The organism is Dactylosporangium sp. NPDC005555 (assembly GCF_040605635.1).
Lineage (GTDB): Bacteria > Actinomycetota > Actinomycetes > Mycobacteriales > Micromonosporaceae > Dactylosporangium.
The window spans coordinates 65,850-86,878 of sequence record NZ_JBEXDG010000036.1 but is presented as its reverse complement, the minus strand read 5'-3'; the positions used below and the strand labels follow the sequence as shown (position 1 = coordinate 86,878).

The 21,029-nt window shown below is 72.7% G+C and carries 25 protein-coding genes; 19 read left to right on the top strand and 6 right to left on the bottom strand.

Features of this window, described 5'->3' with window-relative positions; translation table 11 throughout:
* Positions 1-64: 64 nt before the first annotated feature.
* The 3 genes from ABZS58_RS32865 to ABZS58_RS32855 all read left to right on the top strand — a co-directional run bounded on the left by ABZS58_RS32865 (position 65) and on the right by ABZS58_RS32855 (position 2,479).
* On the top strand, positions 65-343 hold the full coding sequence (locus tag ABZS58_RS32865; RefSeq protein WP_354787131.1) for a hypothetical protein: 279 nt from the start codon (positions 65-67) through the stop codon (positions 341-343).
* Entirely contained in the window at positions 340-687 is a 348-nt protein-coding gene (locus ABZS58_RS32860; protein ID WP_354787130.1) for a type II toxin-antitoxin system PemK/MazF family toxin, read from the top strand. Before ABZS58_RS32865 ends, ABZS58_RS32860 begins: the two co-directional genes overlap by 4 nt.
* 151 nt (positions 688-838) lie before the next feature.
* Complete coding sequence (locus ABZS58_RS32855; RefSeq protein WP_354787129.1) at positions 839-2,479, top strand: glycosyltransferase 87 family protein; 1,641 nt, start codon at positions 839-841, stop codon at positions 2,477-2,479.
* A gap of 33 nt (positions 2,480-2,512) precedes the next feature.
* Here the strand turns inward: ABZS58_RS32855 and ABZS58_RS32850 are convergent, their stop codons facing one another.
* Complete coding sequence (locus ABZS58_RS32850; protein ID WP_354787128.1) at positions 2,513-2,944, bottom strand: SRPBCC domain-containing protein; 432 nt, start codon at positions 2,942-2,944, stop codon at positions 2,513-2,515.
* Positions 2,945-3,041: 97 nt separating this feature from the next.
* On the opposite strand from ABZS58_RS32850, the gene ABZS58_RS32845 reads away from it, so the two are divergent.
* The 6 genes from ABZS58_RS32845 to sigB all read left to right on the top strand — a co-directional run bounded on the left by ABZS58_RS32845 (position 3,042) and on the right by sigB (position 7,393).
* Entirely contained in the window at positions 3,042-3,503 is a 462-nt protein-coding gene (locus ABZS58_RS32845) for a heme-degrading domain-containing protein (protein ID WP_354787127.1), read from the top strand.
* A 44-nt stretch (positions 3,504-3,547) separates the two neighbouring features.
* Positions 3,548-3,988, top strand: coding sequence for a hypothetical protein (locus ABZS58_RS32840; protein WP_354787126.1), 441 nt, complete (start codon positions 3,548-3,550; stop codon positions 3,986-3,988).
* Between the two features lie 44 nt (positions 3,989-4,032).
* Positions 4,033-4,374, top strand: coding sequence for a hypothetical protein (locus ABZS58_RS32835; protein ID WP_354787125.1), 342 nt, complete (start codon positions 4,033-4,035; stop codon positions 4,372-4,374).
* A 17-nt stretch (positions 4,375-4,391) separates the two neighbouring features.
* The gene (locus tag ABZS58_RS32830) at positions 4,392-5,855 is read left to right on the top strand and encodes a methyltransferase (protein ID WP_354787124.1); all 1,464 of its coding nucleotides are present in this window, start codon (positions 4,392-4,394) and stop codon (positions 5,853-5,855) included.
* Positions 5,852-6,274, top strand: a complete 423-nt coding sequence (gene dtd / locus ABZS58_RS32825; protein ID WP_354787123.1) for a D-aminoacyl-tRNA deacylase — start codon at positions 5,852-5,854, stop codon at positions 6,272-6,274. The genes ABZS58_RS32830 and dtd overlap by 4 nt, the downstream gene beginning before the upstream one ends.
* A gap of 120 nt (positions 6,275-6,394) precedes the next feature.
* Positions 6,395-7,393, top strand: coding sequence for an RNA polymerase sigma factor SigB (gene sigB / locus ABZS58_RS32820; protein ID WP_354787122.1), 999 nt, complete (start codon positions 6,395-6,397; stop codon positions 7,391-7,393).
* A 254-nt stretch (positions 7,394-7,647) separates the two neighbouring features.
* On the opposite strand, the gene ABZS58_RS32815 is transcribed toward sigB, so the two are convergent.
* On the bottom strand, positions 7,648-10,212 hold the full coding sequence (locus ABZS58_RS32815; protein ID WP_354787121.1) for a GNAT family N-acetyltransferase: 2,565 nt from the start codon (positions 10,210-10,212) through the stop codon (positions 7,648-7,650).
* A 40-nt stretch (positions 10,213-10,252) separates the two neighbouring features.
* Between ABZS58_RS32815 and ABZS58_RS32810 the strand changes: the two genes are divergently transcribed.
* On the top strand, positions 10,253-10,525 hold the full coding sequence (locus tag ABZS58_RS32810; RefSeq protein WP_354787120.1) for a DivIVA domain-containing protein: 273 nt from the start codon (positions 10,253-10,255) through the stop codon (positions 10,523-10,525).
* Here ABZS58_RS32810 and ABZS58_RS32805 read toward each other — a convergent pair.
* Positions 10,522-11,682: an acetoin utilization protein AcuC gene (locus ABZS58_RS32805; protein WP_354787144.1), complete on the bottom strand. Its 1,161-nt coding sequence runs from the start codon at positions 11,680-11,682 to the stop codon at positions 10,522-10,524. The two genes, ABZS58_RS32810 and ABZS58_RS32805, sit on opposite strands and share 4 nt — an antisense overlap.
* Before the next feature lie 203 nt (positions 11,683-11,885).
* Here ABZS58_RS32805 and ABZS58_RS32800 point away from each other — a divergent pair, with 203 nt between their 5' ends.
* The 3 genes from ABZS58_RS32800 (at position 11,886) to ABZS58_RS32790 (ending at position 13,801) form a co-directional block, all read left to right on the top strand.
* Complete coding sequence (locus ABZS58_RS32800; RefSeq protein ID WP_354787143.1) at positions 11,886-12,566, top strand: metal-dependent transcriptional regulator; 681 nt, start codon at positions 11,886-11,888, stop codon at positions 12,564-12,566.
* On the top strand, positions 12,566-12,907 hold the full coding sequence (locus tag ABZS58_RS32795) for a helix-turn-helix domain-containing protein (protein WP_354787119.1): 342 nt from the start codon (positions 12,566-12,568) through the stop codon (positions 12,905-12,907). The genes ABZS58_RS32800 and ABZS58_RS32795 overlap by 1 nt, the downstream gene beginning before the upstream one ends.
* A 177-nt stretch (positions 12,908-13,084) precedes the next feature.
* Positions 13,085-13,801 carry an NAD(P)H-binding protein gene (locus tag ABZS58_RS32790; RefSeq protein WP_354787118.1) on the top strand — a complete coding sequence of 239 codons (717 nt, stop codon included), beginning with the start codon at positions 13,085-13,087 and terminating at the stop codon, positions 13,799-13,801.
* Here the strand turns inward: ABZS58_RS32790 and ABZS58_RS32785 are convergent.
* Complete coding sequence (locus tag ABZS58_RS32785; protein WP_354787117.1) at positions 13,787-14,773, bottom strand: lysylphosphatidylglycerol synthase transmembrane domain-containing protein; 987 nt, start codon at positions 14,771-14,773, stop codon at positions 13,787-13,789. The genes ABZS58_RS32790 and ABZS58_RS32785 overlap by 15 nt on opposite strands.
* 54 nt (positions 14,774-14,827) lie before the next feature.
* Here ABZS58_RS32785 and lhgO point away from each other — a divergent pair, with 54 nt between their 5' ends.
* Both lhgO and ABZS58_RS32775 read left to right on the top strand, forming a co-directional pair.
* Positions 14,828-16,009: an L-2-hydroxyglutarate oxidase gene (lhgO, locus tag ABZS58_RS32780; RefSeq protein WP_354787116.1), complete on the top strand. Its 1,182-nt coding sequence runs from the start codon at positions 14,828-14,830 to the stop codon at positions 16,007-16,009.
* A 26-nt stretch (positions 16,010-16,035) separates the two neighbouring features.
* The gene (locus tag ABZS58_RS32775) at positions 16,036-16,569 is read left to right on the top strand and encodes a hypothetical protein (RefSeq protein ID WP_354787115.1); all 534 of its coding nucleotides are present in this window, start codon (positions 16,036-16,038) and stop codon (positions 16,567-16,569) included.
* Here ABZS58_RS32775 and ABZS58_RS32770 read toward each other — a convergent pair.
* Positions 16,556-17,509 carry a LysR substrate-binding domain-containing protein gene (locus ABZS58_RS32770; protein WP_354787114.1) on the bottom strand — a complete coding sequence of 318 codons (954 nt, stop codon included), beginning with the start codon at positions 17,507-17,509 and terminating at the stop codon, positions 16,556-16,558. The two genes, ABZS58_RS32775 and ABZS58_RS32770, sit on opposite strands and share 14 nt — an antisense overlap.
* On the opposite strand from ABZS58_RS32770, the gene ABZS58_RS32765 reads away from it, so the two are divergent.
* From ABZS58_RS32765 to ABZS58_RS32750, 4 genes are all read left to right on the top strand, one after another.
* On the top strand, positions 17,484-18,347 hold the full coding sequence (locus ABZS58_RS32765; protein ID WP_354787113.1) for an NAD(P)-dependent oxidoreductase: 864 nt from the start codon (positions 17,484-17,486) through the stop codon (positions 18,345-18,347). The two genes, ABZS58_RS32770 and ABZS58_RS32765, sit on opposite strands and share 26 nt — an antisense overlap.
* Positions 18,347-18,745, top strand: a complete 399-nt coding sequence (locus ABZS58_RS32760; protein WP_354787112.1) for a RidA family protein — start codon at positions 18,347-18,349, stop codon at positions 18,743-18,745. The genes ABZS58_RS32765 and ABZS58_RS32760 overlap by 1 nt, the downstream gene beginning before the upstream one ends.
* 78 nt (positions 18,746-18,823) lie before the next feature.
* Complete coding sequence (locus ABZS58_RS32755; RefSeq protein ID WP_354787111.1) at positions 18,824-19,090, top strand: hypothetical protein; 267 nt, start codon at positions 18,824-18,826, stop codon at positions 19,088-19,090.
* Positions 19,091-19,104: 14 nt separating this feature from the next.
* Entirely contained in the window at positions 19,105-19,695 is a 591-nt protein-coding gene (locus tag ABZS58_RS32750) for a hypothetical protein (protein WP_354787110.1), read from the top strand.
* Positions 19,696-19,826: 131 nt separating this feature from the next.
* Here ABZS58_RS32750 and ABZS58_RS32745 read toward each other — a convergent pair whose 3' ends face one another.
* Positions 19,827-20,993 (bottom strand): acyltransferase, encoded by a 1,167-nt coding sequence (locus tag ABZS58_RS32745; RefSeq protein WP_354787109.1) that lies wholly within the window; start codon positions 20,991-20,993, stop codon positions 19,827-19,829.
* Positions 20,994-21,029: the final 36 nt, after the last annotated feature.

The following is a 21,029-nucleotide window of genomic DNA, read 5'->3' as shown; positions in this document are numbered from 1 at the left end:
GCGGTCGATTGCCTACGATTTCCGCCATATGGCCCTACGTATGGCGAGCGCTATAGTTTTGACTATGGCGAAGACGACGGTCAGCGTGTCGACCGAAGCGCGGGACGTGTTCGCGGCCGTCGCCGCGAGCCGCGACACGACGATGTTCGCCCTGCTCGAAGAGACGGCGCGGCGCCTGGAGCGGGAAGAGGCGATGCGCCAGGCGACGCTCGACTACGAGCGGCTCCAGCAGGACGATCCGGCCGGGTTCGCCGAATACCTCATCGAGGGCCGCCTGTGGGACCAGACCTCCGGCGACGGCCTCGGCGACGCGCGCGCCGAGTTCCCGGAATACAACCCGTGATCCGTCGCGGCGACGTGATGCTCGCCGAGCTCAGCCCCGTCGTGGGTCATGAGCAGGGCGGCCGCAGACCGGTGCTGGTGCTGTCGCCGTCGGCCTACAACGCCTGGCCGATCGGGATGGCGGTCATCGCGCCGATCACCTCACGCGACCGCCGGCTCCGGCACCACATCCCGATCGGCCGCGAGGCCGGACTGCACACGACGCCCAGCTTCGTGATGCCGGAATACGTCCGGGCGATCTCGCAGCAACGGCTGACCGGGCTGATGCTCGGCGCCGTGCGGCCCGCGACCCTCGACGAGGTCGAGCAGTGGGTCTCACAGTTCACGTCGGAGGCCCCCTTCTGACGCGGACCGTTGACGAGCGAGCTGGGCCACAGGGCGGTTGTAGCGTTCCGGACACGCGGTAGGGGCCCGAGGCGCTGTGACCTGGGCAATCGCGGTGGAACCGTTACGTGGCAGCGGCGAACGGGTTGAACGGGCGCCATAGCCTGGGGCGATGTTCGAGCGCAGGGTGGTCGCGGCGTGGGCCGCGTTCGGGGGGATCGCGGCGGTGTCGGCCGCGCTGGTGTGGCGGCGGCCCGAGGCGCAGCGACTGTCGGACCTGCACATCTACTACGGGGCGGCGAAGTTCGACGGGCCGCTCTACGACTACGTCGCCGAGAACGGCGGGCCGTTCACGTATCCGCCGTTCGCGATGGTGCTGTTCCGGCCGCTGAGCATGCTGCCCGAGGCGACCCTCGGCGCGCTGTGGCTGGCGATGACGTGCGTGGCCGTGATCGCCATCGCGCGCACCGTGACCCGCACCGGCCCGGGCACCGCCGACTGCGCCGCACAAAACGGGAACGGCCGGCTGCGCGGGTGGCTCGACGCGCACGGCGGGCGGGGGCTGCTCGTCGCCGGGATCGCCTCGGCGTTGCTGGTGTCGGCGCCGGTGCAGAGCAACCTGCGGTTCGGGCAGGTGAGCATCTTCATCGTGCTGCTGGCGCTGGTCGACGCCGGGCAGGTGGTGCCCGCGCGGTTCCGGGGCGTCCTCGTCGGGGTCGCCGCCGCGATCAAGCTGACGCCGCTGCTGTTCGTCGTGTACTTCCTGGTCGCGCGGCGGTACAAGGACGCGGCGCGGGCCGCCGGTGCGTTCGTCGTCTGCGCCGGGATCGCGGCCGCGGTCATGCCGGGCGCCAGTGTGCGGTACTGGAGCGGCACCATCTTCCAGACCTCGCGCATCGGCGACCTCGCCTCGCTGGGCAACCAATCGGTGCACGGGATGCTGCTGCGCATCGGGCTCGACGCCGGGACGCTGCCGGTCGTCTGGGCGGCGCTGATCGCGGCGATCTGCGGTGCGGCGCTGCTGCGGGCGCGGCGGTTGCACCTGGGGGTTCTCAGCGGCCCGTCCGACCGCGATCGGACCGGAGCCGTCGTCCTGCAGGGTGAGCCGGTGCGGGCCGCGGTCCTCGTCGGCTGTGCCACCGTCGCCGCGTCGCCGGTGTCGTGGACGCACCACCAGGTGTGGACGGTCCTCGCGGCGATGCTGCTGGTCGCCGCCGAGGGCGCGTGGCACCGGGTGGCCGGGGTGACGCTGCTGGTCGTGATGACGGTGTCGCTGGGCGTCGCCCTGCGCGGGATCGCGGTCTACCCGGGCTGGCAGTTCATGCTGGAGAACGCCCGCTCGCTAGGGCTGGTCGCCGTCTGCGTCGCGGGCGTCGGCGGGGTGGTCGTGGCGGGCATGCCCAGGTTCCGCGCCGCCCGGCGGGTCGCCGTGGGGGTCGCGGTGGCCCTGGCGGTGCTCGCGCTCACGCCGCTGCCGGCCGGCGCCGACCCGACGTTCAAGGCGTACCAGGCCGCGGACCTCACCAACCCGCGCTACTTCTACTTCACCGGCGCCCCGGCCGCGGGTGAGCCGGTCGCGTTCGCGGTCCGCCGGGAGAAGACGAAGGTCCGCGTCAACGGCGTCGTCGGGGCCGAGGTGGCGGGGCTGCGCTACACGTCGGCGCCGGGCGGGGCGGCCCGAGTGATCCCGCTGCTGGAGGCGCAGCCGGGCCGGCGCACGTTCTCGTTCCGCAGCGCCAGCCTCACCCACGGCCGCCTCGAAGCGCTCGACGCGGCCGGTCAGGTGAAGGCGACGTTCACGCACCTGCAGTAACCGCCGACGCGGCCGGTCAGGTGACGGCGGCGGTCACGCACCTGGCGTGAACCGCTCGGCCTCAAGGACGCTCTTGAGGCCGCTCAGCACCCGCGACCACGTCTCGTCACGATCAGGATCCGGGTCGCGGTCGACGTCGTCGCAGCGCAGCGCCACCCGGCACAGGCCCGGTTGCACAGCGGTGATCTCCCACGACAGCCAGCAGTGCACCTCCTGTTCCCCGCCGATGCCGGTGTACAGGTTGTGCACGAGCAGCCTGCCCTCCTCGACGTGCACGACGTCGCCGTGCAGTACGTCGGGAACAGGCCCGGCGTCGGCGCGGTAGACGATGGGCGCGCCCGGGGTCCACCACGACTCGACCGCGAGGCCGAGGTAGAAGCGGCGGGTGTACGCGGGTTCGGTGATCGCCCGCCACACCTGGGCCGGGTCGGCGGCGATGTACAGGCTGCACGTCGAAGTCCTCATGCTCGTATCGTGCGCGGGCGACTTGGGAGCCGCTTGCGCCCGGCTTGGGACGCCCGCCGTAGGCTGGCGGCGGACCGACGAGCCGAGGAGCACCCGCATGGAAGACCTGATCGCCGAGCTGGAAGCTCAGGAGGAGCGACTGCGGTTCACGCGCTTCGACAACGACGACGCCTGGACGCTGGGCTCGCTGCTGGTGCGCCTGGGCAAGGAGCGCGGCCTGCCGATCACGATCGACATCCGGCGGCACGGGCATCAGCTGTTCCACGCGGCGCTGCCCGGCACGGCACCCGACAACGACCGCTGGATCGAGCGCAAGATCCGGGTCGTGGAGCGGCTGAACGCCTCGTCGTTCCTCGTCGGCCGCCGGATGGCCGCGCAGGGCAAGGCGATGGACGCGGCCTACGGGGTCGACCCGGCCGACTTCGCCACGCACGGCGGCGCGTTCCCGATCCGGGTCGTGGACGTCGGCGTCGTCGGGGTCGTCACCGTGTCGGGGCTGCCGCAGGCCGACGACCACGCGCTCGTCGTCGAGGCGGTAGGGCTGTTCCTCGACAGATAGAGGGTTGTCGCAGGGTGCGGCCGACCTGGAGGATTCCGCCTGTGATGAAGCGACTTGCCGTGTGCGTCGCCGCGACCGCGGCCCTCGCACTGACCGGATGCTCCGACGACGCGGCGAAGGACAACGCCGCCGTCGCGACGCCGACCCCGCAGGAGTCCCTGACCCCGCAGACCGGCCCGGCGCCCACGAAGCCCGGCGCGAGCCCGCAGGCGGGGTGCCCGGTCGACGCGGCGACCCTGGAGAAGGCGTTCGTGGCGAACCTCGACGTGTCCAACGCCGTCGACATCGGCAAGGGCCTCACCGACATCAGCTGCGCCGACGACTGGGCGACCGGGCGCACCACGCCGGAGGTCAACGACAAGGCGACCGTGCTGTTCCAGTACGACACCGCCAAGAAGCAGTGGCTCGCCATCTCCGGTGGCACCGACGGTGTCTGCACGGGGCACGTTCCGGCCGCGGTGGTGAAGAAGCTCAAGAACTGCTGATCATAGGGGCTGCCCAAAAGTCCTGTTTTATGGTCACATAGGTCATGGAGCGTGAAGTACTGCTCCGGCTCCTCGACGAGGCGCCGGGGGAAGCGTTCGTGGCCTGCAAGGACGCGATCAGGGCCGGCGCGGACTACGTCGTGTGGGACGACACCGTGCCGGCCGACCAGCTCGCGCGCAGCTATTCGCGGCGGGCACAGCACATGGCGAAGATCGGCACCCCGATGCTCGGCGGCGACGACGCGATCGCCGAGCTGCGGGTCTCCGGCGACCGGCCGCTACGCATCGGCGAGGCGAAGGTCGAGGACCCGCCGACGCACTTCCAGCTCTTCCTCAGCGCCGACGCGACCCGCGTCGTGGCCTGTTTAGGCATCGACCAACGTTGACGTAGCAGGATGTCAGGGTGGATGCACTGCTCGACGCCGACGGTCTCGCCCGACTTCGTGAGGCGCTGACCTCCGCCCGGTACACCTCCCAGGGCATCAAGGACCTGCTGGGTGAGCCGGCAACGGCCGCCCTCGCCCGCAACGACTTCCGCGCCGCGCTCAAGCGCACCGAGGAGCAGCCGGGCCGGCTCGCGACCCTCGTGCGCCTGTTCGTGTGCGGCCAGACCGAGCCGCTCGGCGCGGTCGCCGACGCGCTCGCCCCCCTGCCGCTCGCGGGCGCCCTGCCGTTGCTGGAAGCGGACGGCGACGGCGTGCGGGCCGCGGTCGAGCTGGAGCCGTACGGGGACTGGTGGGTGGTGGCCGACCTGTCCGCCGGCATGCGCCCCGGGCGGCCTCTGCCCGGCGACCACGTGCTCGGCATCGGCGGCGCCTCCACGACCCTCGCCGCCGCCACGCTGCGCGACCCGGTGGCCACGGCGCTCGATCTGGGGACCGGCTGCGGCGTGCAGGCGCTGCACCTGTCGACGCACGCGGCGAAGGTCACCGCGACCGACCTGCTCCCCCGGGCGCTGCGCTTCGCCGCGACGACCGCCGCGCTCAACGGCCTGGACTGGGAGCTGCTGCACGGGGACCTGACCGCGCCGGTCGCCGGGCGCCGCTTCGACCTGGTCGTGAGCAACCCGCCGTTCGTCGCCGGACCGGGGACGACGGACCACACGTACCGCGACTCCGGCCGTCCCGGCGACGCGGTCTGCGCCGAGCTCGTCGCCGCCGCGCCGGGGCTGCTCGCCGACGGCGGGCACATGCAGTTCCTGGCCAACTGGCTGCACGTCACCGGCGAGCCGTGGGAGGACCGGGTCGCCGACTGGCTCGCCGGCACCGGCCTCGACGCGTGGGTGATCCAGCGCGAGGTCTCCGACCCGGTCGCGTACGTCAACCTGTGGCTCAGCGACGCCTCCGAGGACCCCTCGCGCCAGCCGGCGATCGCCGCGGCATGGCTCGACTGGTTCGACGCGCAGAAGGTCGACGCGGTCGGCTTCGGCCTGATCACCCTGCGCGCCGGCGGGCACGACGACCCGACGGTGCGCATCGAGGACCTGCGGCAGACCGTCGACGGGCCGCTCGGGCCGCTGATCGGCGACTGGTTCGCCCGGCAGGACTTCCTGCGCTCCGGCGACCTGCTCGGCTCGCGGTTCGTCGCCGCGCCGGGCCTCACGCTGCGGCAGGAGGCGACCCTCGGCGCCGACGGCTGGGAGGTCGGGCAGCAGGTGCTGAGCCTGCCCGACGGGCTGCGGTGGCAGGAGGAGGTCGACCCGGTGGCCCTGACCCTCGTCGGCGCGTGCGACGGCTCGGTGACCCTGCGCGACCAGGTCGACGTGCTCGCCGCCGCGCATGACGTACCGGCCGAGGTGCTCGCCGACGTGGCCGTGCCCCTCGTCGCCCACCTCGTGGAGCGCGACATCCTCAGGCCTCTCGGTTGAGGGCGCTGGTACAGACGGTGAGTCGCGCCTCGGTCACCGTCGCCGATACCGTCGTCGGCGCGATCGACGGCGGCCTGCTCGTCCTCGTCGGCGTCACGCACACCGACACGGTCGCCGTCGCCCAGACGCTCGCCCGGAAGGTCCACGAGCTGCGCATCCTGCCGTCGGAGAAATCCGCGTCGGACCTGGGTGCGCCGCTGCTCGTGGTCTCGCAGTTCACGTTGTACGGCGACGCGCGCAAGGGCCGGCGCCCCACGTGGATCGCCGCCGCCCGCCCCGAGGCCGCGGAGCCGCTCATCGAGGCGTTCTGTCAGCATCTGCGAGACCGGGGCGCAACAGTGGAAACCGGTCGCTTCCGGACTCACATGCTGGTCGAAAGCGTGAACGTCGGACCGCACACGGTGATGCTCGAAATCTGAGACTCACGGATTCGTGCCACGGCACGGCCGCCTCACCGCCACTTCACGCCCGCTGGGCGAAGCTTCTCCCGTAGGAATGATCGCGCCACTTGTCAAGGCAGCACACGGGAGGCGAGCGAAGTGGCCCAGCCGCTGAGTGACACCACGGAGTTCAACGCAGTCGACGTCGAGACCGACGAGCAGCACGAGCCCCAGATCGACAACACGGGCGTCTCAGCGGACCTCGTTCGCGCATACCTCAACACCATCGGACGCACCAAGCTGCTCACCGCCGAGCAGGAGGTCGACCTCTCCAAGCGGATCGAGGCCGGGCTCTACGCCGAGGAGAAGCTGTCCGCGGGCAACGTCCACCCCGCCTGGATGACCACCTACGAGGTCGTCGTCCGCGAGGGCCGCGCCGCGAAGGCGCACCTCCTCGAGGCCAACCTGCGGCTCGTGGTCAGCATCGCCAAGCGGTACACCGGCCGCGGCATGGCCTTCCTCGACCTCATCCAGGAGGGCAACCTGGGCCTCATCCGCGCCGCGGAGAAGTTCGACTACACCAAGGGCTACAAGTTCTCCACCTACGCGACCTGGTGGATCCGCCAGGCCATCACCCGCGCCATGGCCGACCAGGCCCGCACCATCCGCATCCCGGTCCACATGGTCGAGCAGGTCAACCGCATGGTCCGGGTCCGCCGCGACCTCGCCGCCACCCTCGGCCGCGAGCCGGTCGTGGCCGAGGTCGCCGCCGCGCTCGGCATCGAGGAGTACCAGGTCATCGAGCTGATCTCCTACGACCGCGAGCCCGTCAGCCTCGACCAGGCCGTCGGCGAGGACGGCGAGAGCGCCCTCGGCGACTTCGTGGCCCGCATCGACCCCCGCGAGGAGCCCGCCGACAGCGTCTCCCAGGGCATGCTGAAGTCCGAGGTGGAGATCGTGCTGTCGACCCTCTCCCAGCGCGAGCAGGCCGTGATCAGGCTCCGTTTCGGCCTGGACGACGGCCGCCAGCGCACCCTCGACGAGGTCGGCCGCGAGTTCGGCCTGTCCCGCGAGCGCATCCGGCAGATCGAGAAGGTCACCCTCCTCAAGCTCCGCCACCCCTCCCGCGCCAAGCGCCTCGAGGCCTACGCCAGCTGAGCTGTTTCCCGCCTTTGGCCTTCGGCCATGGCTCGCTGCCCCACGCTTCGCGCGGGTCCCGCCGGGGGGATTCTCACCCCCGGAGCCCCCCAATGCGCCGCAAGCGGCGCACAGCCCGCGTGCCGCGTGACTGGGATTGCGCGTACGCGCCCATCCCGTGGCTGGCCTCCGCCATGATCCGGTAGACCTTGTGCACCCCTGGCAGCACGAAGTCTTCCGGATCACGGGAAAGAGGGCGCCGCGCCCTCAGCCGGTCAGGACGAGACGAGGCGGCGGGGGCCGCTGTCCGGGCGAGGCATCGGGGACGCGAAGGTCGCGGTGGCGTGCAGGACGGCGAGGCCTTCGGGGCGGGCGAGGATCGGGTTCAGGGACAGTGACGACAGTGTGGGTTGGTCGTCGACCAGGCGGCCGATCCGGAGCAGGAGGTCTGCCAGGGCGTCCAGGTCGACCGGGGCGGAGCCGCGGTACCCGGTCAGCAGTGGAGCGGCCCGAGGAGCGCGGACCAGGGCGGCCGCGTCGTGGTCGGTGAGCGGGGCCGGGCGCCAGGCGCGGTCGCCGAGGAGGTCCGCCGCCTCGCCGCCCAGGCCGAAGCCCACCACCGGACCGAAGGCGGGGTCGTCCACGACCTCGACCACGCAGGCGACGCCCGGGGCGACCATCGGCTGGACGAGGACCTCCACGCCGAGGCCGAAGAGGCGTTCCAGCTCCTGGTACGCCTCGGCGACCAGCGGAGGCGAGGTCAGGTTGAGGCGGACGGCGCCCAGGTCGAGGCGGTGCCGCCAGGGTTTCGTGGCGACCTTCAGCGCGACGGGCAGGCCCAGCGACGAGGCCACCTCCACCACCGAAGCGCCGGAGGCCCGCCGGGAAGGGACGACCGGGACGCCGTACGCGGCGAGGAGATCGTCGACGTCTTCCGTGAAAGGCGCGCGTGGGAAGGAAGGCACCGTCCCGACCGGGGAGCGGCGCCAGGCGGCGTAGCGGGCGACCCGGCCCAGGGCGCGCACCGCCTCCTCGACGGCCGGGTAGGTGGGCAGCGCGGCCGGGTCGCCGGGACGGTAGGCGGGCGCGAAGGCGAAGGACGGGTCGGCGGGCAGGACGACCGCGAGGGGGCGGCTGGACTCGAGCGTGGAGGTGCGCAGCAGCTCCGCGACGCCGAACTCGCCGGGCACGGCCAGGGCGGGGGCGTAGGCGGCGATGACCGCGTCGACCGAGTCGTCCGCGAGCGCGACCCGCACGGCCTGGACGAACTCCTCGTCGCTGACCGTGGGGCCGAGGTCGCGGACGGAGGCGACCTGCAGCCCGGCGGCCGGGGCCTTCGCGACGGTCAGGACGCCGAGCGCGGCGGCGTTGGTGACGACGGCGATACGGTCGCCGGTCGGCAGGGGCCGGCCACTGATGAGGAGGCCGACGTCGAAGAGTTCGGCGACGGTGTCGACGCGGATGACGCCGGAGCTGGCGAAGAGGGCGGCGACGCCGCGGGCGTCGGGGCCGGTGGTGACGGCGTCGAGCGCCGGCGGGCGGACGGGGCTCGCGACTGCCGCGACCGGTTTGCGCCGGGCCAGTTCGCGGGCGATGCGGGCGAACTTGCGGGGGTTGCCGAAGGTCTCCAGGTAGAGCAGGACCGCGTCCGTGTGGGGGTCGTCGCGCCAGTACTGGAGTGCGTCGTTGCCCGACACGTCGGCGCGGTTGCCGGCCGACACGAAGGTCGACAGGCCCAGGCCGCGGCGGTCGGCCTCGGCGAGCAGGGCGGTGCCGAGCGCGGCGGACTGGCTGAAGAAGCCGACCCTGCCGCCGCGCGGCAGCAGCGGCGCGAGGGTCGCGTTGAGCGCGACGCCGGGGTCGGTGTTGGCGATGCCGAGGCAGTTGGGGCCGACGAGGCGCATGCCGCGGCTGCGGACCGCGCGCAGCAGCGCCGCCTGCGCCGCGGCGCCGGCCGGGCCGGACTCGGCGAAACCGGCGGAGACGACGACGAGCCCGTGGACACCCGCCGACGCGCAGTCCGCGACCACGGAGGGCACCGCTTCCGCCGGTACCGCCACCACCGCCAGATCAACGGGCGCCGGATGACCGGCGAGGACGGCCACCGCCGGCAGCCCGCCGACCGTGGCCGCCGACGGGTGGACGGGGACGAGCGGGCCGGCGAACCCGGCGGCCTTCAGGTGGGCGAGGATGGCGGCGCCGATGCCGGTGCCGTCGGACCGGGCGCCGTAGACGGCGACGCCGCGCGGGTTGAGCAGGCGGCCGATGGAGCGGGCCTCGGCGTGTTGCTCGCGGGACCACTGCACGCGCATCGAGTCGGGGGTCGCGGCGATCGGGAACCACAGGTGCACGACGCCGTCGGAGAACTTGCGCTCGATGCGGAAGCCGGCGGCCATGAAGACGCGCAGCATCGGCTGGTTGACCGGCAGGACGTCGGCCTCGAACTCGGTGATGCCCTCCTGCGACGCGGCGGCGACGAGGTGTTCGATGAGGACCGAGCCGATGCCGCGGCCCTGGTGCGCGTCCTCGACGACGAACGCGACCTCGGCCTGGTGCGATCCGGCGCCGAGCCGCTCGTAGCGGCCGACGGCGATGAGCTCGCCGCCGTGCTCGATGACGAACGCCTCCCGGTCGTGGTGGTCGACGTTGACGAACCGGTCCAGGTCGCGCTGGGGGATCCGTGGGTACGCGGAGAAGTACCGCAGATACCGGGTCCGCTCGGAGAACCGCGAGTGCAGGGCGACGATCCGGTCCGCGTCGTCGGGGCGGATCGGTCGCAAGTGGACGGTCGTGCCATCGGAGAGCAGGACGTCCGCGGCCCGCTCCGGTGTTTCGGTCACGCCTTCATGGTCCCACCGTCCGGTTTAGTACCGTGTCCGGATGATGCTGACTCCGGCCGACGTGCAAGCCGTCCGGTTCACGAAGGCGGCGTTCGGCAAGCGCGGCTACGACGAGGACGAGGTCGACGCGTTCCTCGACGTGGTGACGCAGGCGCTGACCGCGTTGCAGGACGAGCTGTCGACGCTGCGGGGCGCGCCGTCGCCGGACACCTCGTTCGGCACGTCGACGGCGGCCGAGTCGGCGATGCTGGCCGAGCTCGACCGGATCAAGCTGCGCCTGACCCGCCTCGAAGAAGCGGCGGTCCGCGGCTAGTCGCGCGGGTCGTGGGGGTCCAGGCCGAAGTAGGGAAAGGTCGCCGCGCGGGTCGCCATGACGGCCCGGTCGACGGCGTCCCGGGTCTGGCCCGGCACCCACGGCGACCACTGTCCCGATCCCCCGTCGGTCATCGACGCGGGCACCGGGTGGCCGGGGCGTCTCCTCGCCGCGAGGGACCGCCACGACCCGGGGGTCACGGTCGCCGGGTCGAGCGCCTCGCCGGTGACGATGGCCAGGAGGTGCGTCCAGGCCCGCGGGACGCATTCGACGAGCGCGTATCCCCCGCCGCCGCTGGCGACCCATTTGCCGCCGGCCACCTCGGTCGCGAGGTCGCGCAGCGCGAGGTACGCGGCCCGCTGCCCGTCCACCGTCAGCCGCAGGTTCGCCAGGGGGTCGTGCCGGTATGTGTCGGCGCCGCACTGCGTGAACAGCAGCTGCGGCCGGAACGCGCGCAGCACCCCCGGCACGACGGCGTGGAAGGCGCGCAGCCAGCCGGCGTCGTCGGTGCCGGCCGGAAGCGCGACGTTGACGGCCGAACCCTCCGCTCCCGGCCCGCCGGTCTCCTCGGGGAAACCGGTCCCGGGGAACAGCGACCGCGGCGACTCGTGCAGGCTCACGGTCAGGACCCGCGGGTCGTCGTAGAAGATCTCCTGCACGCCGTCGCCGTGGTGGACGTCGATGTCGACGTACGCGACGCGTTCGGCGCCGAGCTCCAGCACCCGGGCGATCGCGACCGCGGGGTCGTTGTAGACGCAGAAGCCGGCGGCGCGGGCGGGCATCGCGTGGTGCAGCCCACCGGCGACGTTGACCGCCCGGTCGGCCTCGCCGAGCCAGACCGCCTCGGCGGCGGCGCGGGAGGCGCCCGCGATCAGGGCGCTGGCGTCGTGCATGCCGGCGAACGTCGGGTTGTCCGACGTGCCGAGGCCCATGATGTTCAGCCGCCGGCCGGTCGACGCGGCCCTGACCACGGCGATGTAGTCGGGGTCGTGCACGGTGCCCAGGACGTCGTCGCCCGCCTGCTCAGGGGCCCGCAGCGTGACCCCGTCCCGGTCGAGGACGCCCAGGTCACGGGCGAGCGCCATGGTCAGCTCCACCCTGACCGGGTCCAGGGGGTGCTCGCCCATGTCGTACCGCAGCAATGCGTCATCCCACATGACCAGCGTGTTCACGTGACCGCCCCCTCGTTTGCAGTGTGCGCAGGGACCCTGCGCGCGCCGGTAGGATTGAGCGAAGCGGAGACCCCCGCTTCCCAAACCAGCTCGGCGACGACGGCACCGTCCAAGATCGCTTGGTTGGCTGTCACGTTCCAATCTTGACGTACGCGACGAGTACCATCGCGTACCGGGAGGGCAAGGCAGTGAACGACCTGGTCGACACCACCGAGATGTACTTGAAGACGATCCTGGAGCTCGAGGAGGAGGGCGTCGTCCCCAAGCGCGCCCGCATCGCCGAGCGGCTCCACCAGAGCGGACCCACCGTCAGCCAGACCGTCGCCCGCATGGAGCGCGACGGGCTGCTGATCGTCGAGGGCGACCGCCACCTCGCACTGACCGACGAGGGCCGCGTCCACGCGGTCGCCGTCATGCGCAAGCACCGCCTCGCCGAGCTGCTGCTGGTCAACGTGATCGGCCTGCCGTATGAGGAGGCGCACGAAGAGGCGTGCCGCTGGGAGCACGTCATGAGCGACGCCGTCGAGCAGCGGGTCTATGAGCTGCTCGGCCGCCCGACCCGTTCGCCGTATGGCAACCCGATCCCGGGACTGGAGGGCCTCGAGGGCAGCGCCACGCCCAAGGACCCGTCCGACCCCGAGCGCAACCTCGCCTTCCCCGGCCTCGCCGGCGCGGTCGTGGTGAGCCGGATCTGCGAGAGCGTCCAGACCGACGCCGACGTGCTGCGCCAGCTCCACACCGCCGGCATCGACCCGGGCGCCACGGTCACCGTCGCCCAGGAGCGTGACGGCGTCAGCATCGACCGGGCCGGCGAGCGCATCCGCCTGCCGCGCGAGGTCGCGTCGCGGGTGTTCGTAGCAGCGCACTGATGCATCCCGGCTGCACCGTCCAGGACCTCGTGGACCGGGTCGCCGGCAAGTGGAGCGTGTGCATCCTGGTGGCCGCCGCCGACGGCCCGATCCGGTTCACCGAGCTGGAGCGGGCCATCAGCGGCATCAGCCGCCGCATGCTGACCCTCACGCTGCGCAACCTGGAGCGTGACGGGATGCTCGTGCGGACCGTCTACCCGACGGTCCCGCCACGGGTCGAATACACCCTCACCCCGATGGCCGCCGAGCTGCACGCCGCCCTGCTCGCCATCACCACCTGGGCGGAACGCCACCGCACCGACGTCGCCGCCGCCCGCGAGCAGTACGACGCCCGCACCTGAGCTTGCATGAGCATATGGCCGCATGTAGCGTCGGACACCATGACGGCCGTGCTGCGCATCCCACCGCGACCACTGACGTTGCTGCTCGGCGGTGAAGTGCCTGACCTGGGCTGAGACGCGGGACACACCGTGTCACGTTCGGCGGGTTGAGCCGTCAGGTAGGCCATGCAGCGAACAGTGCTTGTCACCGGTGCGACCGGGACGCTCGGGCGGGACCTCGTCGCCGTCCTGAAGGAACGCGGGCACGACGTGCGTGGGCTCAGCAGGTCGAAACCCGGCTACGCGCACGCCGACCTGACCACCGGCGAAGGGCTCGCCGAGGCCCTCCGAGGGGTCGACGTGGTCGTACACGCGGCCACCGACGGACGCAGGGACGTCGCCGCCGCCGAGAAGCTGATCGAGGCCCTGGAAACGGCGGAGCACAAGCCGCAGCTGGTGTTCGTGTCGATCGTCGGGGTCGACCGGATCCCGCTCGGCTACTACAGGGACAAGGTCACCATCGAGGGGATGGTCGCCGCGTACGGCGGGACGAGCCTGCGGGCGAGCCAGTTCCACGACCTGGTGCTGACCCTGGCGAAGGCGATGACGAAGCTGCCGCTCGTCGGGTTCTACCCGGCGTTCGACCTGCGGCCCGTCGAGGTGCACGACGTGGCGGTGCGGCTCGCGGAGATCGTCGAGGGCGACCTGCCGGCGCGGCCCGCCGACTTCTCCGGGCCGGAGCGGCGCGGCGCCCGCGACCTGTGGCGGGCGTACCTCGGCAAGGCCGGGAAGCGACGGCTCCTGGTCCCGGTCAGGCTGCCCGGGAAGATGTTCCGCGCGCTGCGGGCCGGTGCGGGCACCGGACCCGGCGGCGGCACCGGCACCTGGGAGCAGTACCTGTCACGAACCCTGTGAATGGCGGATCCGCCGCAGCCCCACCGCGGCGGCGACCCCCGCGGCGGCCACATCGGCGACGGTGAAGAGCAGGCGCGACACGAGCGTCAGTGCCCACGCCGTCGCCCACGGCACGCCCAGGCCGGCCAGGGCGAGCGCCATCAGGAACTCCCGCGCCCCGAGGCCGGACGGCGCGACGATGACGAACGTGCTGATGCTCATGGCGAGGGCCATCGCGAACACGCTGCCGGCGAGGCCGCTCAGGCCGGGCAGGTGCGAGCGGACCAGGAACCACACGTGCACGCCCGCGGCGAGATACCCGGCGACGCACCACGCGGCACTTCCCAGGATCGGCTTCCAGGTGATCGGACGGTCCAGCGGCGGGCGGCGCAGCACCCGCATGGCCCGCCCGACGATCCAGGTGAGCAGCGGCGGGTAGCAGCAGGCGACGGCGAACGGCAGCAGGATGATCGACGCCCACACGGCGAGGGAGCCGAACACCTCGTGCCCCGAGGCCTTGATGCCGTCGAGGGCGGTGCCGAAGCCCGGCGCGGTCAGGATCAGGCCGGACGTGATGCCGAGGCCGCTGACGAGGACGGAGCCGATGAAGACCTTCGACCGGGACACGCCGGCGCGGCGGCCGAGCTCCATCTGCACGACATACGCCCACACGGAGCCCGGCAGATACTTGCCGAGCGAGCCGACGAGCATGATCGGAGCGGCGTCCCGGACCCGCAGCGGATGGTCGATGCTGCCGACCATCGCCCGCCACGCCATCATCGTCGTCCATAGTGAGACGACGGCGGCGAGCAGCGAGACGATCAGCGACGGCCACGACAGGGCACGGAACGTCGCCTGGACCGCGGACCACTGGTCGACGGTGGTGGCGACGATGAAGTAGACGATGCCGGCGGCGGCGAGGACCCGGACGGCGGTGATCAGTCGGGCCCGCCACGGCCTGGCCGGTGCCGCTTCGACGACAGGCTGACCCACGGACGGGAACGCTAGCACGGCTACGATGCGACAGTTGGAGCACAAGGAGGCAGCGTGCGGTACGTGGTCATCGGTGGTGGCATCGTCGGCCTGGCGACGGCGCACCGGATCACCCTCGAACATCCCCACGCCGAGGTCACGGTCGTGGAGAAGGAACAGACCTGGGGGGCGCATCAGACGGGGCACAACTCCGGCGTCATCCACGCGGGCGTCTACTACAAACCCGGCAGCCTCAAGGCGACGCTGTGCAAGGCCGGCAGCGCCTCCATGGTGGACTTCTGCCGGGAGCACGACATCCCGCACAAGGTCACCGGCAAGCTGATCGTGGCGACGGACGCCGCCGAGCTGCCGCGGCTGCGCAGCCTGCACGACCGGGCCGTCGCCAACGGGCTGCCGGCCCGGCTGGTCGACGCCGCCGAGGCCCGCGAGTTCGAGCCCGAGGTCGCCTGCGTGCAGGGCATCCACGTCGCCTCGACGGGCATCGCCGACTTCGGCGCCGTCTGCGTGACCCTCGCGACGCTGCTGGAGAAGGCGGGCGCGACCCTGCGCCTCGGCGCGCGCGTGACCGGCATCTCGACCCTGCACGGCGAGACGGTCGTGCACACGGGAGTCGGCGACATCTTCGCCGACGTCCTCGTCAACTGCGCCGGCCTGCACGCCGACCGGGTCGCGAAGATGGCCGGGATCAGGCCGCCCGCCCGGATCATCCCGTTCCGCGGCGAATACTTCGAGCTGCGCCCCGACCGGCGGCACCTGGTCAACGGGCTGATCTACCCGGTCCCGGACCCGCAGTTCCCGTTCCTCGGCGTGCACCTGACGCGCATGGTCGACGGCAGCGTCCACGCCGGCCCCAACGCGGTCCTCGCCACCGCCCGCGAGGGCTACTCGTGGTCGCGGATCCGCCCCGGCGACGTCGCCGACACGATCGCCTACCCCGGCATGTGGCAGCTGGCCCGCCGGCACCTGCGGTACGGCCTCACCGAGGTCCGCCGCTCCCTGTCCAAGAAGCGCTTCGCCGACAGCCTGGCCCGCCTGGTGCCCGCGGTGACCGCCGCCGACCTGGTTCCGGCATCGGCAGGTGTACGAGCACAGGCCATCACCCCGGACGGGGCGCTCGTCGACGACTTCCTCATCGTCGCCGAAGGCAGGCAGGTCCACGTGCTCAACGCCCCGTCACCGGCCGCGACCAGCTCGCTCGAGATCGCCAGGTACATCGTCGACCGCCTGCCCTCATAGCCGGCGGCAGGCGGTAGGGTGCGCGCGTGCGAACGGTGGTCACCGCGCTGACGGTGCTGATCCTGCTCACGGGCTGCGACGACGCGGGCGCGAGCCCGGCTGCCGCCACCCCGTCGGCCGCCCCGGCCGCCGCCGCGGGGGGCGCGTGCCAGCTGCTCGACTTCCCGGTCGTCAACGCGAAGCTCGGCCTCGACCTGGGTGTCGCCGCGGCCGCGGCGCAGGAGAACACGTTCACCTGCGTGCTGCAGCCGCTCAGGTCCGCCGCGCCCGACCTGATCCTGTCGGTCAGCGCCACCACGATCAGCGCGGACATCTACACCGCGGCCGTCCAGCCCAAGGGCGCCGGCTCGATCGAGGGCCTCGGCGCCGCCGCGTACCAGCGCCCGCTCCCCGCCACCGACGACACCGGCCCCGGCGCCGAGATCGGCTGGCTGGCCGGCAACAAGCGCATCATCCAGCTGACGGTCCGCCTCCCCGCCGGCACCGGCGACGAAAAGGCGTCCGAGATCCTGCCGAAACTCGTCGACCTCGCGAAACTCATCGACCTCAGCAGCCTCTGACCGAGTTCGCGCCGGTCGGCGAGGACCCGCCCTGGGCGAGGTCGCGGACGATGGTCAGGAAGTCGGCGACCGGTGGGGGCAGGGTGCGGCCGGGGAGGGTCGCGGCGAGGACCGTGCGGGGTGGGACCTCCCGCGGGTCGAGGGGCAGGAGGCGGACGTCGGCGGGGGCGGTGCGGGCGGCCAGGGCCGGCACGAGGGTGACGCCGAGGCCGGCGGCGACGAAGCCGAGCTTCGCGGTCCACTCGGCGGCGACGAAGTCGATGCGGGGGCGGAAGCCGAGGCGCACGCTCGGCCCCAGCAGGGTCTCCTCCGGTGACGCCGAGCCCGCGATCCACGCCTCGTCCGTGAGGGCCGCCAGCCGTACCGGCGACGCTGACGCCAAACGGTGGTCCTGTGGCACGGCGAGGAGGACGGGCTCGTCGAGGACGTGGTGGACGCGGAAGCGCGGGTCGTCGAACGGGCGGTCGGCGCTGGTCGTCACGAGGACCACGTCGGCGTCGCCGGCGAGGAGCGCGGCGAGGAGGCGGCCGGTGACGCCCTCGATGAGCGAGAGGCGGACGCCGGGTCGGGTGGCGCGGAAGCGGGCCAGGGCGCGCGGGACGAGCGCGGCGTCGGCGGTCGCGAACGCGCCCACGCGCAGCCGGCCGGCGGTGCCGGCGTGGACGGCGGCGACGTCGCGGCGGGCGAGGGCGAGCCGGTCGAGGATCGCGGTCGCGTGCTCGAGCAGGCAGCGGCCCTCCTCGGTGAGGGCGACGCCGCGGGGCAGCCGGTCGAACAGGCGCGCGCCGACCGCCAGCTCCAGGGCGGCGATCTGGCGGGACACGGCCGACTGGGTGTAGCGCAGGGTCGTGGCGGCTCCGGTGATCGACCGCTGCCGGGCGACCTCCCGGAACACGTCCAGCATCTCCGTCTGCATGACCTCGACATTCGCACAGCGCATGGCAGCGATGCCAGACATTCGTTGGTGGCATCGCAGCGCCGGGCCTACGGTCGACGGCATGCAGAAGATCGCCGTGCTCGGGCTCGGGCACATGGGGGCGCCGATCGCCCGGCGGCTGGCGGCGCACGGGTTCGCCGTCGCGGGCTGGAGCCGCACCCCACGTCAGGTCGAGGGGGTCATCATGGCGGGGAGCGCGCGGGAGGCCGTCCGCTCCGCCGACCTCGTCATCACGATGCTCACCGACGGGCCGGCCGTCCTGTCCGTCGCCGCCGGAGCGGACATTCCGGGCACCGCGACGCTGGTCGACATGTCGACGATCGGGCCCGACGCGGTCCGCGACCTCGCCGGCGCGCTGCCCGCGGGCGTGGACCTGGTCGACGCCCCGGTCGCCGGGAGCACCGGGGCCGCCGAGGGTGGCACGTTGCGGATCTTCGCCGGTGGTACACCGGCCGCCGTCGACCGGGTCGCGCCGGTCCTCGCCACGCTCGGGGAGGTCCTGCGGTGCGGCCCGCCGGGCAGCGGGGCGGCGATGAAGGTGGTGCTCAACACCGCGCTGGTGACCGCGCTCGCGTCCCTGGCCGACGTGCTGCGGGTCGCGGACGCGGTCGGGGTGCCCCGCGCGGACGCGCTCGAGGCGCTGCGCGCGGGGCCGCTGGGCAACGCGGTCGCGCGCCTGTCCAGCGGGCAGGTCGCGTATTTCCCGGTCCGGCTGGCGGCCAAGGACCTGGCACTCGGTGTCACCGGTCGCGACCTGCCGGTGGCCGTTGCCGCCGGGCTGCGGCTCGCCGCCGCGGATCCGGAGGCGGATCTCACTTCGATCGTTCTGGGAGGAACCTGATGCTCGTCATCGACAACCCCGCCGGCGTGGCGGCGCCCGTCGGCGCGTATTCGCAGGTCGCCCGCGTCGACGTCGGCACCGGGGCGCTGCTGTTCCTGTCCGGGCAGATCGCGTTGTCCGACGACGGCGAGCTCGTCGGCGCCGGTGACATGGCCGCCCAGGCCACCCGCGTCTTCGAGCTGATCGGCGCGCTCCTGGCGGCGCACGGCGCGGCGTTCGGCGACGTGGTCAACATCCGGACGTTCCTCACCGACATGTCGATGCTGCCGATGTACGGCCAGGTCCGCCGCACCGTCTTCACCGGCGCCCCGCCGACCAGCACCACCGTCGAGGTGTCGAAGCTCTTCCGCGACGGGGCGCTGCTGGAGGTCGAGGTGGTGGCGGCGGTCGCCTCCTGACCAGTCCTGACCAGTCCTGACCTGATCCTTACGTTGTCCCGCGGGGTGCGCTTACCCGCGGGACGCACCATGTCCGCCATGAGACGAACCATCGCCGTCGCGCTCGCGATCGGGCTGCTGTTCGCCGGCGGCTGCTCCCGTCAGGACCGCCGCGACCGCGGCCGTGCCGCTGTTTCCACCCCGTCCGCCGTCGCCGTGCCGTCGTCCACCGGTCCTGTGCCGTCGTCCGCTGGTCCTGTGCCGTCGTCCGCGACCGGCGCCGGCTCCGGTTCCGTGGACGAGCTGCTCGATCAGGTCGACGCGCAGCTGTCCGGTGACGCCCAGCCCGCCGACGACGAAGACTGAGAGGGACCGACACCGTGAAGCGCACCCTGATCGCCCTGACCCTGCTCCTCACCGCCGTGCTCGTCCCGGGCACCGCCTCGGCCGAGCCGTCCGCGCGGCCTCTGGACACCGCCAAGAACGCGGTCGTCACCCGGATCGACAAGCGGCTCGACGCGCTGAAGAAGTTCGAGACGACCCTGGCCGCCGCGAAGCAGGTCCAGCCCGCGCACCGGGACAAGCTCGCGAAGCTCATCAGCGACCAGCGCGCCGGCCTGACCACCCTGAAGACGAAGGTCCAGGGCGAGACGACCGCCGCCGCCGTGAAGGACGACGCCCAGTCGATGGTGTTCGACTACCGCGTCTTCGTCCTCACCGGTCCGAAGGTCCGCCTCACCGCCGCCATCGACACCGAGCTCGCCGTCATCACCGAGTTGCGCGGCCGGCCGGGCGCCGACACCGCCAAGCTGGACACGATCGAGGCCGGCCTCAAGGGCAAGGTCGACGCCCTTCTGGCCGTCTCCCCGTCCCGCGACGGCGACGCGCTGCGCGCCCAGGTCCAGCCGGTCCGCGCCGCGGCCAGGTCCGCGCACGCCGAGCTGAAGGCTCTGCGCAAGGCCACGAAGTAGACGCCGCCGGCCGGTCGGGTGCCCGTGCCACTCGCCCGGCCAGGCGTCGCCACACCCCGGCCGGGCGCCCGGCCGGGGTCGAAGACGCCGGTACACCGCTTCCGAACGCGTCGCGATCCCCGGATGTCCGCTCAGACACGCGCGGACGTGTGCGCGTCGACGGAGCCCGCGCGGTCAGCGGTTTCGTGTCGCGAGGTGAGGGACGCCGGGACGAACGGCGGAGTCCAGTGTTTGAAGGTCAGGACGGGCCGCTCCACGAGGTGCCACGACGCGGCGGCAAGCGCCGTCGTGACCAGCGCGGACACGGCGATGTACGCAGGCGGCCCCCAGTGGTGCACGCCGAGGGTGGCGAGGGTCTGCTGGGCCGGGAACGCGTAGATGTAGATGCCGTACGAGTAGTCGTGGGTCCGGCCGATCCGGTGCGTCCACGGCGGCAGGGAACAGGCCAGCCACAGCAGCAGGTAGGCGAACGCCGGGTAGCCGAGCACGTGGAAGGCGCCGAACCGCAGCGTGGTCAGCAGCACCACGACAGCGGTCAGCGCGAGGATCCCGTTCGCCGGGATCCGGTGTCGGTACAGCTGAGCCGACGCACCCAGAAGAAACAGGAAACCGAGGTAGACGAGGGTCTGGGTGTCGAGTGCGCCGAAGAAAGGGATCGGGCCGAAGGCGCCGCGGGGCTGCGGGACGGTGCGGGCGGTCTGCCGCAACTGGTGGAGGAAGTCGCTGAGCAGGACCGTGTACGCGCCGGCGGTGAGCAGCAGGATCAGGCGCGGTGAGCGGCGGATCACGCCGCAGGCGGTGAGCGCCGTGAACACCCCGTACCAGCAGAGCTCGAACGACAGGCTCCACAGCGAACCGTTGACGACGGACCCGCCGCCGGTCAGCCTGCCGTAGGGGGTGTCGCTGAACAGCGTGCCGATGCCCCACCGGTGGGGCTGCCCGAGCGCGTTGTTCCAGGCGAACGAGAACGCCTCATGAAATGTCGTGAAGAATCCGGCGAAGGCGGCGGTGAGCAGCAGGCAGGCCCAGAGGCCGGGGAAGATCCGCAGGCAGCGGTGCCACGCGAAGCGGACCGCGCCCAGCCGCGCCGCGCTGGCCGTGACGAGGAACCCGGACAGGACGAAGAACCCGTCCACCGCCAGGGCTCCGACGTCCGCCTGACCGCGGGACAACCCCAGCCCCGGCGTCGCCCGTCCCGCACCCAGCGGCCAGGAGTGGCCGGCCAGGACCGCGAGGGCGAGACACAACCGCAGGAACCCGAGAGCGTTCGCGCGGGGCGAGTACCGGTCAACCAACACATCCTGACAAACGACCAGATGACCGACTTCGTCGTT

Excerpts from the sequence above, each read along its gene's own strand:
- ABZS58_RS32865 (WP_354787131.1), top strand. The coding sequence starts at position 65 with ATGGCGAAGACGACGGTCAGCGTGTCGACCGAAGCGCGGGACGTGTTC.
- ABZS58_RS32855 (WP_354787129.1), top strand. The coding sequence starts at position 839 with ATGTTCGAGCGCAGGGTGGTCGCGGCGTGGGCCGCGTTCGGGGGGATC.
- ABZS58_RS32850 (WP_354787128.1), bottom strand. The coding sequence starts at position 2,944 with ATGAGGACTTCGACGTGCAGCCTGTACATCGCCGCCGACCCGGCCCAG.
- ABZS58_RS32845 (WP_354787127.1), top strand. The coding sequence starts at position 3,042 with ATGGAAGACCTGATCGCCGAGCTGGAAGCTCAGGAGGAGCGACTGCGG.
- ABZS58_RS32840 (WP_354787126.1), top strand. The coding sequence starts at position 3,548 with ATGAAGCGACTTGCCGTGTGCGTCGCCGCGACCGCGGCCCTCGCACTG.
- ABZS58_RS32835 (WP_354787125.1), top strand. The coding sequence starts at position 4,033 with ATGGAGCGTGAAGTACTGCTCCGGCTCCTCGACGAGGCGCCGGGGGAA.
- ABZS58_RS32810 (WP_354787120.1), top strand. The coding sequence starts at position 10,253 with ATGATGCTGACTCCGGCCGACGTGCAAGCCGTCCGGTTCACGAAGGCG.
- ABZS58_RS32805 (WP_354787144.1), bottom strand. The coding sequence starts at position 11,682 with ATGTGGGATGACGCATTGCTGCGGTACGACATGGGCGAGCACCCCCTG.
- ABZS58_RS32795 (WP_354787119.1), top strand. The coding sequence starts at position 12,566 with ATGCATCCCGGCTGCACCGTCCAGGACCTCGTGGACCGGGTCGCCGGC.
- ABZS58_RS32765 (WP_354787113.1), top strand. The coding sequence starts at position 17,484 with ATGACCTCGACATTCGCACAGCGCATGGCAGCGATGCCAGACATTCGT.
- ABZS58_RS32770 (WP_354787114.1), bottom strand. The coding sequence starts at position 17,509 with ATGCGCTGTGCGAATGTCGAGGTCATGCAGACGGAGATGCTGGACGTG.
- ABZS58_RS32760 (WP_354787112.1), top strand. The coding sequence starts at position 18,347 with ATGCTCGTCATCGACAACCCCGCCGGCGTGGCGGCGCCCGTCGGCGCG.
- ABZS58_RS32755 (WP_354787111.1), top strand. The coding sequence starts at position 18,824 with ATGAGACGAACCATCGCCGTCGCGCTCGCGATCGGGCTGCTGTTCGCC.